The organism is Sphingomonas sp. BL-S-05 (assembly GCF_055521695.1).
Window position 1 is genome coordinate 2807813 of the sequence record NZ_CM145499.1, and the last position, 16354, is coordinate 2824166.

The following is a 16354-nucleotide window of genomic DNA, read 5'->3' on the forward strand; positions in this document are numbered from 1 at the left end:
GGCTGTAAACGCATCGCACACGGCGATCGGCGGAACGCCGACGCTCGTCCTCGAAAGATGGAGAAACATCAATGGCCAGAAACAATTTCCAATCGAACGCGAACATCGAACTCGATGGAATACGGCACCAATTCAAGGGACGATTGAGCGGTAGACTGGAGCTGATCGATCCCGTGACCGGCGACTGCTTCTGCGCCCCCGACGAGAACGGGGTGCTCCGTCCCATCACCGACGAGCAGTTCGAGGATCTCCTGCGCGCTGGCCGCGCGAAGGTCCTGAAACGGGGCTCGGCCGATCCGAAGCGCGCCGAGAACGATCTCGCAGAGTGGACGATCGAACAGGCATCCCTCCTGGATCCGCAGGTGCCGAAGAAGCTCGTGCAATGCCAGATGCTAGACGACGTCGGCGTCCCGAACGGACGCAAGGCGATCGCGATCTTCCTCGCAGAGCATTGGAAGGAGAAATTCGTCGCGAAATGGGGAGATCACGACGCGCCGGCTACCATCGAACGCTGGAGAATCGAACGCGGCCATCCCGGTTGCCGTCATGCTGCCCAGATGGTCAACATGACCGGCAAGGTCGAGCGGGGTCCGTACTGCACGGAAGTCGTCGCCGAACTCCTCCAGAAGAACGCTCTCGCCCGCATTGCCGGTCGTCTCAGCATCTCCGGCGCATTCGCGCTGTTCCAGGACGAACTCAGGAGCGTCAACGCAGGACGCCATCCCGATCATGGAAAGCCCGACCATCCCTACTTCATACCCTCGTACGCAACCTTCCGCCGCCGGTGCAACGCGCTCGAACAAAGCGAAACCGTCAAGGCCGAAAAGGGCGGACAGGCGGTCCTGCAGGACTGGATGGGTGGCGGGCGGTCGCTGACGGCGGACTTCGCGATGCAGCGCGTCATCATCGATCATACGCGTCTCGACCTCTTCGTCATCTACAAGCTGCCGGATGGGAGCGAAATCGTTCTCGGTCGGCCGTGGCTGACCCTCGCGATCGACGTGGCGACGCGGGCGATCGTCGCGCATCTGATCACCTTCATCCCGCCGTGCGTCTGGACCGTGGGGGAGACGATATCCCGCATGGCGATGCCCAAGCACGTACCGCCTGACATGCTCGAACGCTATCCGTTCCTCCGGCAGATCAGGGGTCGCCCCGTGGAGATCATCGTCGACAACGCGGTCGAATTCCGAGGCCACACCATGGAAGCCGCCGCACGAAGCGCAGGCTTCTCGTTCCGGTTCTGCCCGATCAAGCGTCCCCGGTACCGGGGTATCGGTGAACGCGCGATGGGAACCGTGAACCGTCTCATCTGCGCCGACATCCCCGGTCGCACCATCCCGATCCAGGATGCGAAACGTCTAAGCTACGATGCTGCGCAGCACGCGATAGTGTTCATGGACGAACTCGAGAGCATCGCAATCCGGGTCGTGGCGATCCTCAACACCGAACCGCACGCCGGCATCGACAACCGGCAGCCGGCACTCGTCTTCCAGCGCGACGCGGAAAGGAACGGCATCAACAACTTCATCGATCTGGATGCCTTCCGTCGTGACCTGATGGCGGTCAAGGAGAAGGCCCGGTTGAGCAACTCGGGCATCGTCGCCTTCGGCCTCCGCTACCATGGCTACGCCGAAGTGCCGGCGCTCCTCGACGATCTGCGCCCGATCGAGACGCGGCGCCAGCGCACTGACGGTGCGACCGCCACCGTCGACTTCCGATACGATCCGCTCGACATCAGCAGGATCCACGTATGGAATCGCAGACGGCGGCGGACTTCGTCGGTCACGACCGCGCGGCACTGACCAACTTCGACAACGAGATCCTGTCGATCCGGGCGGAACAAGCCCGTCGCGATCCGCCGCGACGTCGTGAGCGGCGGCCGTCCCAGGACGTCCCGCACCATTCGCAGGCGGAAGAAACAAGCACCACTGCGGCCCGCCGCCGCATGCCCAGAGGAGTTGCACGATGACCAGCCGCTACACGATCCCGCAGGCCAAGGCGGAGTTCGATCGCATCATGCTGCCCTACGCCCCTCAACAGGCGGCCGTCGAGGCGCTGGACGAAGTCCGGCTCTCCTACCTCGGCCGCCGCCCCGGCGCTCCCTGCGGCGGCGCCATGCTCATCGCACCGATCGGTTGCGGAAAGACCTGCTCGATCGAGAACCTGACCGCTCAGATCAAGGCGTCGGGCGAATGCGAAGCGGACGCGCATCCGATCCTCCACGTCGAGATTCCGACGGAGGGGACCGTGGAGTCGATACCGACGGCCATTCTGCGGGCTCTGCGCGCACCGAGGCCCGATCTCGGCCGCACCGAGCTCCGCTGGCTCAAGGCCATCGACCGGATGAAGGGCGCGCAGGTTCAACTCATCGCCTTCGACGAGTTCAATCGCGCGAACCGACGGGAGACGATGCGGCGGCCGATCGCGACGGCGATCCGGGAACGCATCATGGATGCCGGGATCGCCCCCGTCGCGATCGTCGGCAGCGAAGAGGCTTCATTGGTCCTGCAGTCGTGTCCGGAACTCGCTCAGCGCTTGGACGATCGGATCACGATGGAACCGCTCGCATGGTACAACGAGGCGGACCAACCCATCATCGTCGACCTGCTTGCGAACCTGGACGAGCAGCTGGTGAGCCGGGATCTCGTACGGTTCTCCAACCTGGCGGACGAAGCCGTGGCCGAACCGCTGGTCGAGGCCTCCTCGGGGGCGATCCGGGCAATCATGAAGATCGTCCGCATCGCCCTGGGGTTGGCAATGGAGAGGGAAGCCACCGCGATCGACGTGATCGACCTGGAGGAGGCGGTGATCCGCTTCGCGATCGGCGGCGGGTTCATCAAGCGCAATCCCTTCACGCGTCAACCCTGAGGAACGTCGATGACCGGATCACCACGCCGTCCCGAGAACGGCGAATCCCTGAACGGGTTCATCGCGCGCGTCGCCGCCGCGGAATTCCTGCCCAACACGCTGGAGATCACGGCGCTTGGTGGAGCCACATGGTCGCATCGTCCCGAACTGTCGCGGGAACGAGGCAAGATGGCGGAAGTCGCATCCTTCCTCCGCAGCGATTCGGACCTGCTGGCGGGCATGGTCTATCAACTGGATCCCGAACGTCCCGGTCGGCGCATGTTCTACGGATCGTCGATCGACAAGCGCTTCCTCGTACACAACGAGAGACGCTTCTCGCCGACCTCGATCGCGGAAATGGAGACGCATCTGGCCGTCTGGGACCTGCGACCCTTTCCCTTCTGCGAAAGAAGTGGTCAGATACTGACCGCCCGGTGTCCGGATCCCAATTGCGTCAGGATCCAGCGATGGTACCACTCGAATGGAATCGGGCTCTGCGACATATGCGGGGAGCCGTTGGCGAACGCGACGAGCGCGACGGTGCCCAGCGAAGACCTGCCGGACCTCCGCACCGCTCTCGGCCTCGTTCATCCCGATGCCGATCGTCGCAGCGCGAGCGCCGACGAACTGCCCGATCGGCTCCGGCACATTCCGGGGGGCGACCTCCTCGACCTGCTCGTCGCCGTCGCGGGCGTGCATTCGCCGGACCTGCGTTGCCCTTCGATGAAGCGGGCTCTCCGATCGCACGCCGATCCTTTGGCCATATGTGCCGCCGTCGCGGCCGCCTGGCGGATCCTGCGCGAATGGCCGACCGCGTTCCAGCGCTTGGCGTCCGAGAGGATCGCGACGAGACCGGGCAGGTTCGGAGACGGCAACAAAGGTGCCACCAAGGACATGCTGGATCTCGACGACAGTCCCGCTACGCCGCCGGTCCTCGTCAAAATCGTCGCCGACCTCAGGAACTTCATCATGGAACACGGGAAGCGGTACGGCATCGGAACGAACCCGGCGTCCCGTTCGATGCCGTTCATGACTCGCGACCTCGCCGCGGCCCGGCGCAGGGGTGACCTGTCGACGATCTTCGCCTTGGTGAAGGGTGAACCCCAACCGCTGCTCGACCTTTCGGAATTGACCAAACTGACGAGAAGCCTGGCGTTCAGTTCGACGATGACTGACGCCGCCCTGCGCCTCGGGATCAGCGTCGACGGGGTCTGCCAACTGGTCGTCTTGGGTCGGCTGGACGAATCCAGCGCCAGGACCCTGCGAAGGAAGGGCGACGAACCTCGCGTGACGAACGCATCCGTGGATGACGTCCTGTCGAAGCTTGAGGAAGGTTCCGAGACCGCTTCCTGCTTCGACGTCGACGAAGCCGGCATCCCGCTCAGCACGATCATGCGGTCGATCGGCGGGGGTCACAAGCCTTGGGGCGCCATCGTCACGTCCTTGCTGGACGGCCGGTTCCGCTACCGCATCAAGCCCGGAAAGAACCCCATCATCAGGCGCATCGTCGTCGAGCCCGCGATGATGCGCTGGTCGAGGTCGATCGATCGATCCCCGCCGGATGGGACCGCGACCTTTTCGGCAATGAGCAGGTCCGATGCCATGAGCGTGCTCAATCTCCACGAACGGCATGCCAACGTCCTGGACCGTTGGCGGCTATCCGCGACGTGCCGCACCCGGATTCCGACGGAGCCGCTTCTGAACATGGCGGCGGAGCTAATCTCGCTCGGCGAAATGACAGCACGTATGGGGTGCTCGGCAATCGAAGCAGACCGCATGCTCCAGGAACACCATATCGAGCGGGATGGGCCGTGGTGCAAACGTCGCGAAGTGGAAATCGCCTTCTTCGCGGTGCCAACCGAGAGGAACGGCATGCACCTGCGAGCCGACAACGGCAACGTTACTGAAGCGCGAAGCGATCCGTGGATTCAACCAGTCCCCGGTTGAATTACGAACCCGTCATCCGGCAACCCAGTGCGGGGCCGGACGAGGCGGACGCCGCACCGAAGTCGGCGTCTGCGCTGGGGCGATCAGCCGATTGTCCAGGTTCAAGAACCGTCGCCGGCATTCGCATGGGTACCATGGGTCGACCTGACGACGGCACATCGTCTGACGAACTCGGCAGTCTGACGTGCGACTTCCTCCGCGTCATCGACGAGGTCGCAAACCAGGAACCACTCCCTCCCACGCGCACCGAACGATCCGCGAGCGCTTACGGGAAGCCGACCGAACGCATGACGAAACTCGCCTCCACTGATCTGTGCAATCGTCTGGCGGTTCCGCTGCAGTCTTCCCTGCCGAAGCAGAACGTAGCGTCCGGGCTGGTTCCGATCCTCAGCGATGGCTGAGAGCACGTTGGCGTCTCCGGCGGAGGTGGCCGGATTGATCTGAACCGTTCGGTCTTCCGCTCCGATCCCCCACGTCAGGTCGCAGTCGGGCACCGTTCGCTCCGTTGTTCGCAAGGAGTATTTGAAGCCGAACTCCGTCATCAGCCGCTCGCCAGCCAGCCCGACGTTTGCCAGCGACTCCAGAAGGCTATGCCACCGCGCGAACTGCGTCATCGACGTCTTGTCGGCGGTCAGAATGTTGAAGGCGCGTGTTTCTTTCATTCGGCTTCCAATTGTCGATGGTGAGCGCATGGGTTCTGCCGCGTCATCCCGCCAACGCAGCGCTGCGATGGTTTCAACATCGCTGCAGACCAAGCTTCGTCGACCCAAGTCCAGTCCGACAATCCGAGTTCCGTCCTGAATCCGCGTTGGACATGAATGATCATTGAGCGAGCCAGCTTTGCTTGAAGCCGCCAAAGCCTTGCGCCGACTCTGTCCACGTAACAAAGCTTAGTAGTGAAAGGTCCCGACGGATGGAAGATAGTTTGCATTTTGCATACGGCAGGAAAGGACCAAGGATTTGACTGGACTTATTATACTGGCACTAGCGTTGCTGCTGATGATTGCCGGCGTCATGATGAATGCGAGGACGACCGACGGGGTGATCGCAAAAAACGCTATGGTCATTGCCGGCGTACTCATCGTTCTAGCCTTCGCGACCCTAATCGTAGGCCCTTGACCTCTACCTCCATATTCGATTGAACGAAACGCACTTGAAGCCGGCGGCGGTTCTCTCCCATTTTGAAGAGAGATCGGAAATCTTACCTTCAGCATCTTCGAGAACAGCGGTCAGCTCCAATTTAAAAGGTCTTACGGCGTGTTCGGAGAGGACGGCCCAGCACCAAGTCTCCCGCGCCGAAAGATCACGGTCAGGCATCGTCTGAAGGACCGCCCCTCCGTCGCCCGTCACGCTCAACGCGGTCACTGCGATCCTCGCCCCCTCACCGACAAGATGGCAGAAGACCTCGGCGCCTCTTCCTCTAGTCGTAATCAGGCACGCCAATCCTCTGTCGACGTTGCTCGCATTTGGTTCGGCGATGAAAGCCTTGTAACCCGCGAGTACGCCGATCGTCCCGAAAAGCGTAGCGATCATGAACGCAACCACCGCGATCCGCACGGACGCCAGATCGGCAGGACTGACGGCAGTTCCTCGATTCAGCTGTTCGTAACCCAGCAAGGGGCATGCGAAGGCAGCCTTTCCACCCAACCCCTGCGAAACCGCGGCCTGCATCTCGAGATCACACGCGATCGATCCGACCTGCCACCAGCCCCATAACGCCACCAAGGCTGGCGCAATGATCAACCAGCCCCATCCACTTTTCATCAGAATCTTCTTCATTTAGATGCAAGTATCGATCGGCAATTAACAATACGTTTATTACAGTGCAGGCGACGAACTTTCTATATTTTACATCCAAAATGGAATAAATTGGCAAAAATATTTCTAACGTACCACTAGGATAACGTCAGAGTTCTTTTGATGAATCTTCTTTCGCTCTGACAAGAACGGCGAAAACTAGGAGACACGATCCATGACGGATCACATCCGTTCTGAACCGAACCCGCCGCAGGAACGCGTGGATTTCATTCCCATTTTGTTCTATGACGATGGGACGGAGGACCTCCATGGGGCGAAACATCGTCATCTTGTCGGACGGGACTGGCCAGCGCGGTGGCATCCTCGTCGATGAGCGTCGCAGCAACATCTACAAGCTCTATCGTGCCACCCGCGTCGCGCCCGACAGCTGCGTCGATCCCGCCGAGCAGACCGCGTTCTACGATCCGGGCCTCGGCACCCTTCCCGGCGGTATCGACTCCCCGGCGGCGCTAGCCCGGTCTCTCTACAACCTCGCGAGCCAGGCAACGGGCCTCGGCATCACCCGCAACATCGTCGACTGCTATGCCGCCCTCGTCCGGTTGTGGCGCCCGGGTGATCGCATCTTCCTGTTCGGCTTCAGTCGCGGCGCCTACACGATGCGTTGCCTGGGAGGCGTCCTCAAGCTCTGCGGACTGCCGACGACCGGCAGAAACGGCACGCGGATCAGGCGGGATGCCGCCTCGGCCCGGAAGATCGCGAAGGAGGCGGTCGCGGTCTATAACTACACCAACTCCCGACCGGAACGCGCGCGAACGGAGCGTCAGACCGAATTGATCGGTCACCGCACCCTGCTGGCTGCACGCTTTCGGCGTTCCCACGGTTCCGAGGGCACCGATGGCGGAAACGGACGTCCCTATTTCCTTGGCGTGTTCGACACCGTCGCGTCCCTAGCCAACCCCGCCGCCATCGTCATCCTGACCTGCATCACGGCGATCATCATCGGCTGCGTGAGCGTCCTGTCCCTTTGGCTGCCAGGATCATATCTCCAATGGTTCGGGATCATGACCGGAGCGATTGCGGGCCTCGCGCTCGGCTTCAACCTCGGTTCGCGCTTCAAGATCGCCTTCGGGTTGCCGGGCGTGCCCTGGTGGAGGACGATCCACTTCGCTTCGGCCCGGATGAAGATGTACGACACCGAACTCGACGAACAGGTCCGGTATGCCCGGCACGCACTGTCGATCGACGAGGCCCGCGCATCCTTCGACCGCGTGCCGTGGGGCGTCCCCGGGCAATGGCGACAAAGCGATCCCGCCTGGTTCGAGCAGTTGTGGTTCGCCGGCAACCATTCGGACGTCGGAGGCAGCTACCCGGAGGACGAGTTCCGTCTGTCGGACGTGGCCCTGGACTGGATGCTGGGAGCGGCGAGCGCGGTCGGCTTGAAGTACGATCCCAGCGTGCTGCGGCTCAGACCGGACGCGCGGGGCATGCAGCACGACGAGACCCAGCGCTTCATCTTCCGCTTCGCAGCCAAGAAGCTGCGCAAGCTCCGGAGCGACGCGCCGCTCCACTCCTCGGTTCTCGAACGGCTCTCGGCGGCGCAGGTGCAGCAGTACGACATCGATGCGCCCTACAGACCCGAGAACCTGCGGACGCACGATCGCGCGGCACCGTTCTACACGGGCGGAGGGAATGGTGATGTCTAATCGCAACGTCGTCCGCAGGATTCTGACTGCCGCCGCACTGTGCCTGACCGTTCAGTGGACCGCATACGCCGCCGCGCGCAATACCGGGGAACTGCATACCTTCCACTGCCTGCACGGCTGCCCGATCGGCGCGGCGGACATCGATGACATCATCGTGCGGGAGATCTACACGCTCGCCTCCAACGATCTGACGAAGATGGCCGACTGGGTCGCATACCGCGTCACACCCAGTTCGATCGGCCCTTCGGGCAAGCGGAAGTGGGCTGCCGACCCCTGGCTCGATCCGGACGAGACGCTGGAAGAGGACGATTACGACGACGCCCCCAAGACGCTCGGAATAGATCGCGGGCATCAGGCACCGCTCGCCGGTCAATCCGGCACGCCATTCGCGGCCGACACGAACATCCTCTCGAACATAACCCCGCAAGGTGCGGCGTTGAACCAGGGTGCGTGGCAGAGGCTGGAGGCCAAGGAGAACGATCTCGCAGTCAGGCGGAACATCGCGGTGTACGTCGTGACCGGTCCTCTGTTCGAACGCGTCATGCCTTCGATGCCGAAGGCCGACGAACGCCACCGCATACCATCCGGCTACTGGAAGGTCCTCGTCACGCAGGACGGACGCATGGCGGCCTTCATCATGGATACGACCGCCCCGCGGGCGCTCGATCACTGCGCGACGCGCGTGACGCTGGAGGAGGTCGAACTCCGATCCCGCCTCGGCCTGTTCCCCCGGCTCGCCACGCGCTCGTTCACCGATCTGTCACCCGAACTGGGGTGTTCGGCATGAAGGCCCGAGCCTTCATCATCGGTTCAATCGCTTGAACTCCACCCCCTGCCTCTTCAGCGACTGCTTGTGCTCAGCCTCACTCTACGGATCCATTGGTCAGTCGCGACCTTGAAATAAAGGATCCCAAGGGACCAACAACAACCGAGCCATTAGCAGCGGACGCCGCCGCTGGGCAGCGACCCTTCGTGATTGAACGCCCCCTGAAGCCTTGCGCACTCAACGAGGTTGATCGCCACAATTCTGAGTTTGTAAAAATTGCGCTGCCATACTCTGATCGAAGTATTGACCGAGCCATTCGGGAACGGGAAGCTGAACTCAAGACGAGTTCTTAAATCGAACAAGATTCTTGAGATACCGTCTTCTAGGTAGGCACGCTCACCGGAGACGGAGTCGATGACGACTGGAAACGTAGATCTGCTTCGTCATTACGTCGGTGCGCTGGAAACAAACGATGATCTCCAGACATCGACATTGATATGGTCCGAAGGCGATCAGGATATCCGTGCCGTCATGCAGCTCGATACGCATTGCGTTGGAGCCTACGATCCGGCGCAGGTCGTAGCAGCTTGGGAGATGTTCACCGAAGACTATGGACACTTCGCAGATTCCCTGCTGACGGTACGCGCTTTCTTGAACGCCGATACCCAGTCGATTTTGCATGTGTTCGAGGTGCTGGAATGAGGAGCTACGCACGAACGCTCGTACTCGGCGCAGCGGTAGTCGCGCTTCATCATCCCGATGCTGATGCGCAGGACCCAAGATCCGATACGACGGCCGCATCAACGATAGCCGGTGCAGATAACGGCATCACCGTCGCCCCGCCCAAGATATACGACGACCGGACCCTTCAGATCATGCTGATGGATCTTGCCGATCAATTGAGCGACGTCGCCGGTGTCGATCGCGCTTCAATCACCAGCAAGTTCGGCAACCTGCAGGGTTACGAGTCGAGGCAGCAGGCTTTCTCGGCTCAACTGAGCGGGCCCGCAATGCCCGGTTTCGAGAGAACGATCGTGCAAGGACAGCCGTCGACGGTCGTGACGACTGCCGGACAGTATCCGGGAACGACCGACACCACTCCGGGAGAGACGGTGACGACGAAGACCACCGCCGGAGCGTTCGCTCCGCCGTCCGTCGCGCTGCCGACTTACGGAGCAGGGGCGGCACCGGGTGCCCTGTCGGTTTCCTCGATCGACACCCTCAACGAACAGGTGCAGCTCAACTACGAACTGATGAACCTTCGACTTCTTCTCGGAGGCTCGCTGAGCGACGACTACGTCGGAGACGGCATCGGACGACGGCACGTGACGTTCGGGTTTCCGATCAGCGTCGATGCTCCGAAGCGATACCGGAAGGCCTTGGCGGAGGTTACGGTGACGATCTGCAATCCGCAGACGGACGTTGTCGGAACCCCAGTCCTCCAGAATCTACTGCCGCGCGAGAAGACCTACAATGTCGCGAGCTTGGTCAGCAGTTCGAGTCAGCTGGGCGCTGGTGCCGTCCTGGCGAATGTGGTGAGCATAGGTGGCAGCTTCATGCAGGGCCGGCAGACGTATCACGTGGTGCGCGATCAGGACACGATCGCGCTGCATCGATCCGAACCGCTGCCTAACGCTCGTTGTTCGACGGCCGGATCCAAGCCAACGACGGGCGCGTCGTCGCCGAACAACATCTCGTTCGCGTGGCAGTTCCGGCCTGTACTGGGCAGATCGACGATACAGCAGGGCATGAGGCAGACGTTCGCGCAGGTCGCCTTCCCGCCGGGCTCGAAGATTCCGGATTCCTCGTTCCTAACGATCTTCACAAGGACCTGCTGGCGAACCTACGATCGGCGGACGGGGAGCGCCGGTGACTACGTCAAAGGATCCTGCAGGAACTCCGACCCAATCCCGACCCAGATCGAATTCAGGACGACGCGCATCGACCGTGTCACTACGACGGACAACGGCGACGGCACGCTTACCGCGATCGTGAAGGGAACCTATCCCGCCGGAACGCGGGTGGGCTTCGGCGACCTCGTCTCGGGACCCGGTAATATCGGCTTCTCGAACACGGCGGGGCGGCTTCGGTTCACTTCGCCGCTGCAACTCGTCGCCACGCGAGGCGCACGCATCATCAGCTCCGACGGTACCGAACGGGAGATATCTTCAGAAGAGAAGGCCGTTGAGAAGGTCGCTGACGATTCGGCGGTTCTTGCAGGCAGGTTCGACGTCGGAACGAAGCTGCGTGTCGACGGCACCGAGTTCGCTCTGGCCCGGTTCAACGATCGGACGAAGGTCGTCGGGTGGCGGCCCCGCTCCGACGCGGACACAATCGCGGGCGTCCGGAAGGGCCTGATCGAGCGGCCGGACGGCTCGACGTGCCGCGTACCCAATGATCCAGAAGAAGACGAGCACGTTCGAGATGAACCGGCGACGGTTTCCCCGTTCAGCGACGGGCTAGTGAAGATAACCCTCCCGATCGTGATATGTCCGGAATTCGGGCCGCGGGTCGGAGGACCGTTCCCATTGGTAGCGGTGATGGCTGGCAAGGCCTACGGACTCACCGACGCACCGTTCATACAGCAAAATTCGAAGGAGATTGCATTTCTAGCCCCCAGATCGTCTCTGCAGGGTCAAACCTCGCTCGTGCTGAAGCGACTGTTTGCCGGACCCGAATACGCAGTCCGGTACGAACTAAAGTATGGCTTGGGATCGACCGCCGGAATTTCCGTCTTCGCGGTCGACGAAAGCGACGTCACCTTCGCTGTCCGTGGTTCTCAACTAAACCGGGCCAGGATCATACGTCCGGCAGGGATAAACATGGAGATCATCGACGACACGCTGTTGATGTTCACTATTCCGAAGGATCGGTTGAACGGCGTCAAGTCGGTACTGCTCGCGCTCGACAGGGGGGCGACGGTGCTCCTTAATCTTCCGGTCCTGAATCAGGAGCCGAACAGGAAGCCGTCCGTGAAGGACGGAGCGCGCGTCTCTCGCACGGTCCCTCAACCGATCGTCATAGGTGGTACGAACCTGAAATCGGTGGTCGCCGTGAACTACCTGGGAAGGCCACTGCCATTCACTCGCGCTGCAAATGGCGAAAGCGTAACCATTACCCAGATCCCCCCCGAAATGATACTCGGCGAAGGCGTGATCCCGCTGAGGATACTGTTCGCCGACGAGACTGCACAGGACTACGATCTTGAAATCGTACCTTAGATTGGCGCGTGAGGAAACCAGGTTTCATCCGACTGGCTGCTTCGGCACACGCGCAAACGTCCGTTGATTCATGCTGTTACCCTATCATCAGCCGCGGAAACTTCTTGCTCGTGTATTGGCTTCCTCGGTCCGAGTGATGCAGCAGGGTATCGGGCACGTTTCAGGCCTCTGGCAAAATTGGTCGCCGTTTTCTTTTCCAGATGCCCCGCTCAGCCTACATCCGTGCCAGCTCACGGCGCAGCCGCTCAATCTTCTGCTGCCCCGGCTTCATCACCCCGTGGCTTGGAAACGCCGAACAAGGATGCGCTGCCTGCTCACGCACTCACCTGCGCAGCACGTTCTCGTGCAGGTCGAGATCGCGCGTCACCCGCGATACCGGCACCTCGCGCTCCCGCACAAGCTTCCCCGCCTCGAACTTGGACTCGCGGCTGAACTTTCGCCGTTGCATTACAATTTCCGGTCCCAGAACACCTTTTCTCAGTGTTCACAAAATCGGCAGCATCTCATAGTCGTCGAACGGTTCGCGGACGGTGCGGCACCATCGGTCGCATCGCCCCTCCTTTCCTCCGGATTGATAGTCTGGCAGTTCATCCACGTAATACTATCGGCGGCGCTCGCGATTTCTCGCCTCCAATAATAGGCGGTTACCGCTATACCCTTCACGCCTGTCAGGTTCTGGTACGACCCGCCGAACTGCCGATCCTCTACGCTCCTAGCGCGCGCTCGGCGATATGCATTAATTCCGTCAACTGCATACGGATCGACACCGCGAGTTCGCGCATCCGATGCGCGCTGGAGTCGACGACCAGTGGCTGCTTCCCTTCCTCGAGCCATTCCTTCATGCGGGCCTCGAGAGCAGGTGAGAGTGGCACCCGGCCCTTCATCACCTTGCTGTAGTGGCCCTGCGTTATTCCTAGGGCTGCGGCAAGCTCGGCCTGGCTTCTGCCTAGACGGCGTCGGGCGGCTTCGACCGAAATCACCGAATCGCGCGTTGAGGATGTCATTCATGCATGATAAAATGCATATATGCATTCGTCCATTGCATCGTCGCATCAAAAGATCGTCGCCATCGTCGGCGGTGAGACAAAGTCGATGCACCTGCCGCCGCCGAGCCAACGCGTTGGCAGCGGATGGCTCGAATGGGGCGGAGCCGACGAGATTGGCAGTCCTGCCTACTGGGCTTCGCAGGCGTGGATGTGGGGGGAGGAGTACCCCACCCACTACAAACTCGGCAGGACGCTACGTGAGGAGCTGCTGGCGTGTCTTCTCGGAGGCTACGGCATTCCGGCTGAAGTGGGACTTGCCGCCTACGAAAGACTGAACGCGGCAGATCGCGAGGATCCTGCCCGCCTGACATGCGCCGCAAGCGCCACGGAACTGCTGTCCGCCCCCCTCCAGGTCGCCGGCCGAGAGGTGCGCTATCGCTTTGCGGCCCAGAAGGGACGCTATGTCGCGGCCGCGCTAACGGGCTTGGCTGCGATCGACGAGGAGGCGGACGACGTGAACCTCCGCAATGCGCTCACAGCCCTTCCGGGGGTGGGACCGAAGACCGCCTCGTGGATCGTGCGCAACTGGCGGGGATCCGACCGCGTCTCGATCCTCGACGTCCATATCGTCAGAGCCGCCCGTATGCTTCACCTCTTCGATCCAGGGTGGCGGGTCGAGAGACACTACGGCCTGATGGAGGCTGCCTACCTCGGGTTCGCTACCGCAATCGGGTCGCGCGCCTCCGTCCTGGATTCGGTTATGTGGATGACGATGCGGCAGCTTCCATCGTCCCTGATCACGTCGTTCGTTCCACCCGGAATGGAACCGAAGTGGATCAGTATTCCACCGAGCGCCGTGGCAAACCAATTGACCCTGATCCAGTAAAGCCTTCTACGTCATACCGACTAAAGGATGACGCAGAAATGTCCGGTGGGAACCCAAGTCCGACGCCAACGCCCACGCCTTCGTGCAGTGCCGTGCGAACGGCACCGCTCAACAGTCCACAACCCGCTGTGGTGGCAGGACTGCGTGTCAACGACCGTCTCTATGTTCATCTCGACAAGAGTACGGGCCGGGCAATTCTTCAGGTCAGGGACACCTCAGGTTCAGTCGCCGGCTCACTGACATTCCTCGGGCATCTCTACCTGATCGACTGCATTGATCAGGGTCATAGCTACGAGGCCATCGTCCTCAGCATATCCGGCGGCGCGGTCCAGTTACGGATCGAACCCGTATGACGACCGTGGTCGGCGGCGTATATCTAGAGCGCTGCATCGAGCCGAGTTGGCGCGAAGTCTACGGATCGGCAGGCCGGGCCGCCGCCGCTATGAGCGGGGCGGTTCCCGGAGTGCGCCTCGTAACGTATAGGAGCGACCAGCTGGTCGACGGGCTGGCCAACCTCGAAGCTGCGTTCGGCCTTGAGGTGGATGGCCCGACGGTCGGGTTTGCGATCGCCTTCGACTACACGCACTCGTTGGCGGTACCGCGCATCGTCCCCCGGCCCGACGCCGTGCACCAACAGCCGCCGATCGAGGTCGACGACGACGTAATCCTCCGGTTCGGCATGCTCGAGGGAACCGCACGCATCCGTGCGCGGCGCGCCGTCTACGATCCGCAGTCCGCCTTCGACCCCCGCCCGTTCGGCGAGAACGGCTCAACGGCGGACGAGCTCGCCCTGATACTGAACCAGCGCGAGGCGACATGCCTCACCGGCGAAGCGGACGCTGCGTCGGCCGTCGATATCCTGCTGGCGCGCGGCGACGCGCAGGTGGTCGTCGTCAAGCGCGGTGGTCGTGGAGCGTTGGTTGCATCCGATTCCGGCTCAACCCACGTCCCTGCCTACCGGAGCGCCAGCGTCTTCAAGCTGGGGTCCGGCGATGTCTTCTCGGCATCGTTCACCCAATTCTGGGCGGTCGAGGGACGCAGCCCCGCCGAAGCCGCCGACCTCGCCTCACGCGCGACGTCGCACTACTGCGAGACCATGTCCCTGCCGATCGCCAAAGCAGCGGATCTCGTGGACCTGAAGCCCGCGCCGGTCCGGTCCGCACCTGGACGGGTGTACATAGCCGCTCCATTCTTCAATCTGGCGGAACTGTGGCTGGTCGAGGAGTTGCGGGATCAGCTGCTCGCGGCCGGCGTCGACGTCTTCTCTCCATTCCACGACGTCGGCCCTGGGAGCGCGGAGCTGGTCGCACCGTTGGATCTGGCGGCGCTGGACGTATGCGACGCCGTTCTCGCCGTACTCAACGGCGGCGATGCAGGCACGATCTTCGAGATCGGCTATGCCACGGCCCGGGGCATCCCGATCGTCGCTCTCGCGCAGAACATGCGCCCCGAGGACATGAAGATGCCGGTGGGATCCGGATGCCACATCGTGACCGACGTCGTTTCGGCGATCTATCAGACGGTATGGCAGCTGCGTTGAGGGCCCTTCTGCTTTCCGGCGGCGTGGATTCGGTCTCGCTCGCGTTCTGGAAGAGACCTGAAGTCGCCATCACCGTGGATTACGGGCAGCGCGCCGCAGCGGCTGAGGTCGCCGTGTCCAAGCACGTCTGCATGCTCCTCGGGATCGACCACGTCGTCGTAACGGCGGACTGTTCCGCGCTCGGTTCCGGTGACATGGCGGGAACCGCCCCCCTCCCTGACGCTCCGGTGTCGGAATGGTGGCCGTTCCGCAACCAGCTCCTTGCGACACTTGCAGGCATGAGAGCGATCTCCCTCGGCGCGACGGAGCTGCTACTCGGTTCGGTCGCCTCGGACAGCACTCATGTCGATGGGACCGGGCCCTTCTACGAAGCCCTCGACCAGCTGTTTCGGATGCAGGAGGGCAGGCTTCGCGTAACCGCCCCGGCGCTCGACCTGACCAGCACCACGCTCGCGCGCGCCTCCGGCATCGGACGCGATCTGCTTGCTTGGGCGCACAGCTGCCATGCGTCGGCGATCGCATGCGGCGCCTGCCGCGGATGCTACAAGCATCAGCATGTCATGGGGGAGCTCTATGGCGATCCATACTGACGCCGAGCCACTTCCGCGTTCCATGGGCGACCGGCCATGGATCCCGTTCGCACCTCCTGGTATCGATCCGCTACCGGCCCACGTCCATGTAACGCCTACCGGCTTCT

Annotated in this window: 13 protein-coding genes and 1 pseudogene; 10 read left to right on the forward strand and 4 right to left on the reverse strand. The window is 62.1% G+C overall.

Translation table 11 applies throughout. The features are described from left to right. The first annotated feature begins 71 nt into the window (after positions 1-71). From ACZ1JS_RS13090 to ACZ1JS_RS13100, 3 genes are all read left to right on the forward strand, one after another. Complete coding sequence (locus ACZ1JS_RS13090; protein WP_465166437.1) at positions 72-1805, forward strand: hypothetical protein; 1734 nt, start codon at positions 72-74, stop codon at positions 1803-1805. Positions 1806-1968: 163 nt separating this feature from the next. After that, the gene (locus ACZ1JS_RS13095) at positions 1969-2871 is read left to right on the forward strand and encodes a TniB family NTP-binding protein (protein WP_465166438.1); all 903 of its coding nucleotides are present in this window, start codon (positions 1969-1971) and stop codon (positions 2869-2871) included. A 9-nt stretch (positions 2872-2880) separates the two neighbouring features. Continuing rightward, positions 2881-4797 (forward strand): hypothetical protein, encoded by a 1917-nt coding sequence (locus ACZ1JS_RS13100; protein ID WP_465166439.1) that lies wholly within the window; start codon positions 2881-2883, stop codon positions 4795-4797. 101 nt (positions 4798-4898) lie between these two features. Here the strand turns inward: ACZ1JS_RS13100 and ACZ1JS_RS13105 are convergent, their stop codons facing one another. Further along, positions 4899-5459, reverse strand: a complete 561-nt coding sequence (locus ACZ1JS_RS13105; RefSeq protein ID WP_465166440.1) for a hypothetical protein — start codon at positions 5457-5459, stop codon at positions 4899-4901. A 460-nt stretch (positions 5460-5919) separates the two neighbouring features. Then, a complete protein-coding gene (locus tag ACZ1JS_RS13110) occupies positions 5920-6576 on the reverse strand; it encodes a hypothetical protein (protein ID WP_465166441.1) in 657 nt (218 codons plus the stop codon). Positions 6577-6863: 287 nt separating this feature from the next. Between ACZ1JS_RS13110 and ACZ1JS_RS13115 the strand changes: the two genes are divergently transcribed. The 4 genes from ACZ1JS_RS13115 (at position 6864) to ACZ1JS_RS13130 (ending at position 12245) form a co-directional block, all read left to right on the forward strand. Next, a complete protein-coding gene (locus ACZ1JS_RS13115; RefSeq protein WP_465166442.1) occupies positions 6864-8258 on the forward strand; it encodes a DUF2235 domain-containing protein in 1395 nt (464 codons plus the stop codon). After that, positions 8251-9045 carry a DNA/RNA non-specific endonuclease gene (locus tag ACZ1JS_RS13120; protein WP_465166443.1) on the forward strand — a complete coding sequence of 265 codons (795 nt, stop codon included), beginning with the start codon at positions 8251-8253 and terminating at the stop codon, positions 9043-9045. The genes ACZ1JS_RS13115 and ACZ1JS_RS13120 overlap by 8 nt, the downstream gene beginning before the upstream one ends. A 393-nt stretch (positions 9046-9438) precedes the next feature. After that, complete coding sequence (locus tag ACZ1JS_RS13125) at positions 9439-9726, forward strand: hypothetical protein (protein ID WP_465166444.1); 288 nt, start codon at positions 9439-9441, stop codon at positions 9724-9726. After that, entirely contained in the window at positions 9723-12245 is a 2523-nt protein-coding gene (locus ACZ1JS_RS13130; protein WP_465166445.1) for a hypothetical protein, read from the forward strand. The genes ACZ1JS_RS13125 and ACZ1JS_RS13130 overlap by 4 nt, the downstream gene beginning before the upstream one ends. A 217-nt stretch (positions 12246-12462) precedes the next feature. Here ACZ1JS_RS13130 and ACZ1JS_RS13135 read toward each other — a convergent pair. Beyond that, positions 12463-12693, reverse strand: a pseudogene (locus tag ACZ1JS_RS13135) (transposase); the annotation flags it as partial. Between the two features lie 256 nt (positions 12694-12949). Continuing rightward, positions 12950-13249 (reverse strand): helix-turn-helix domain-containing protein, encoded by a 300-nt coding sequence (locus tag ACZ1JS_RS13140; protein ID WP_465166446.1) that lies wholly within the window; start codon positions 13247-13249, stop codon positions 12950-12952. Between the two features lie 22 nt (positions 13250-13271). Here ACZ1JS_RS13140 and ACZ1JS_RS13145 point away from each other — a divergent pair, with 22 nt between their 5' ends. The 3 genes from ACZ1JS_RS13145 to ACZ1JS_RS13155 all read left to right on the forward strand — a co-directional run bounded on the left by ACZ1JS_RS13145 (position 13272) and on the right by ACZ1JS_RS13155 (position 16247). Continuing rightward, a complete protein-coding gene (locus ACZ1JS_RS13145; RefSeq protein ID WP_465166447.1) occupies positions 13272-14117 on the forward strand; it encodes an 8-oxoguanine DNA glycosylase in 846 nt (281 codons plus the stop codon). Positions 14118-14466: 349 nt separating this feature from the next. Beyond that, entirely contained in the window at positions 14467-15657 is a 1191-nt protein-coding gene (locus tag ACZ1JS_RS13150; RefSeq protein WP_465166448.1) for a PfkB family carbohydrate kinase, read from the forward strand. Next, positions 15654-16247, forward strand: coding sequence for a 7-cyano-7-deazaguanine synthase (locus tag ACZ1JS_RS13155; protein ID WP_465166449.1), 594 nt, complete (start codon positions 15654-15656; stop codon positions 16245-16247). The genes ACZ1JS_RS13150 and ACZ1JS_RS13155 overlap by 4 nt, the downstream gene beginning before the upstream one ends. Positions 16248-16354: the final 107 nt, after the last annotated feature.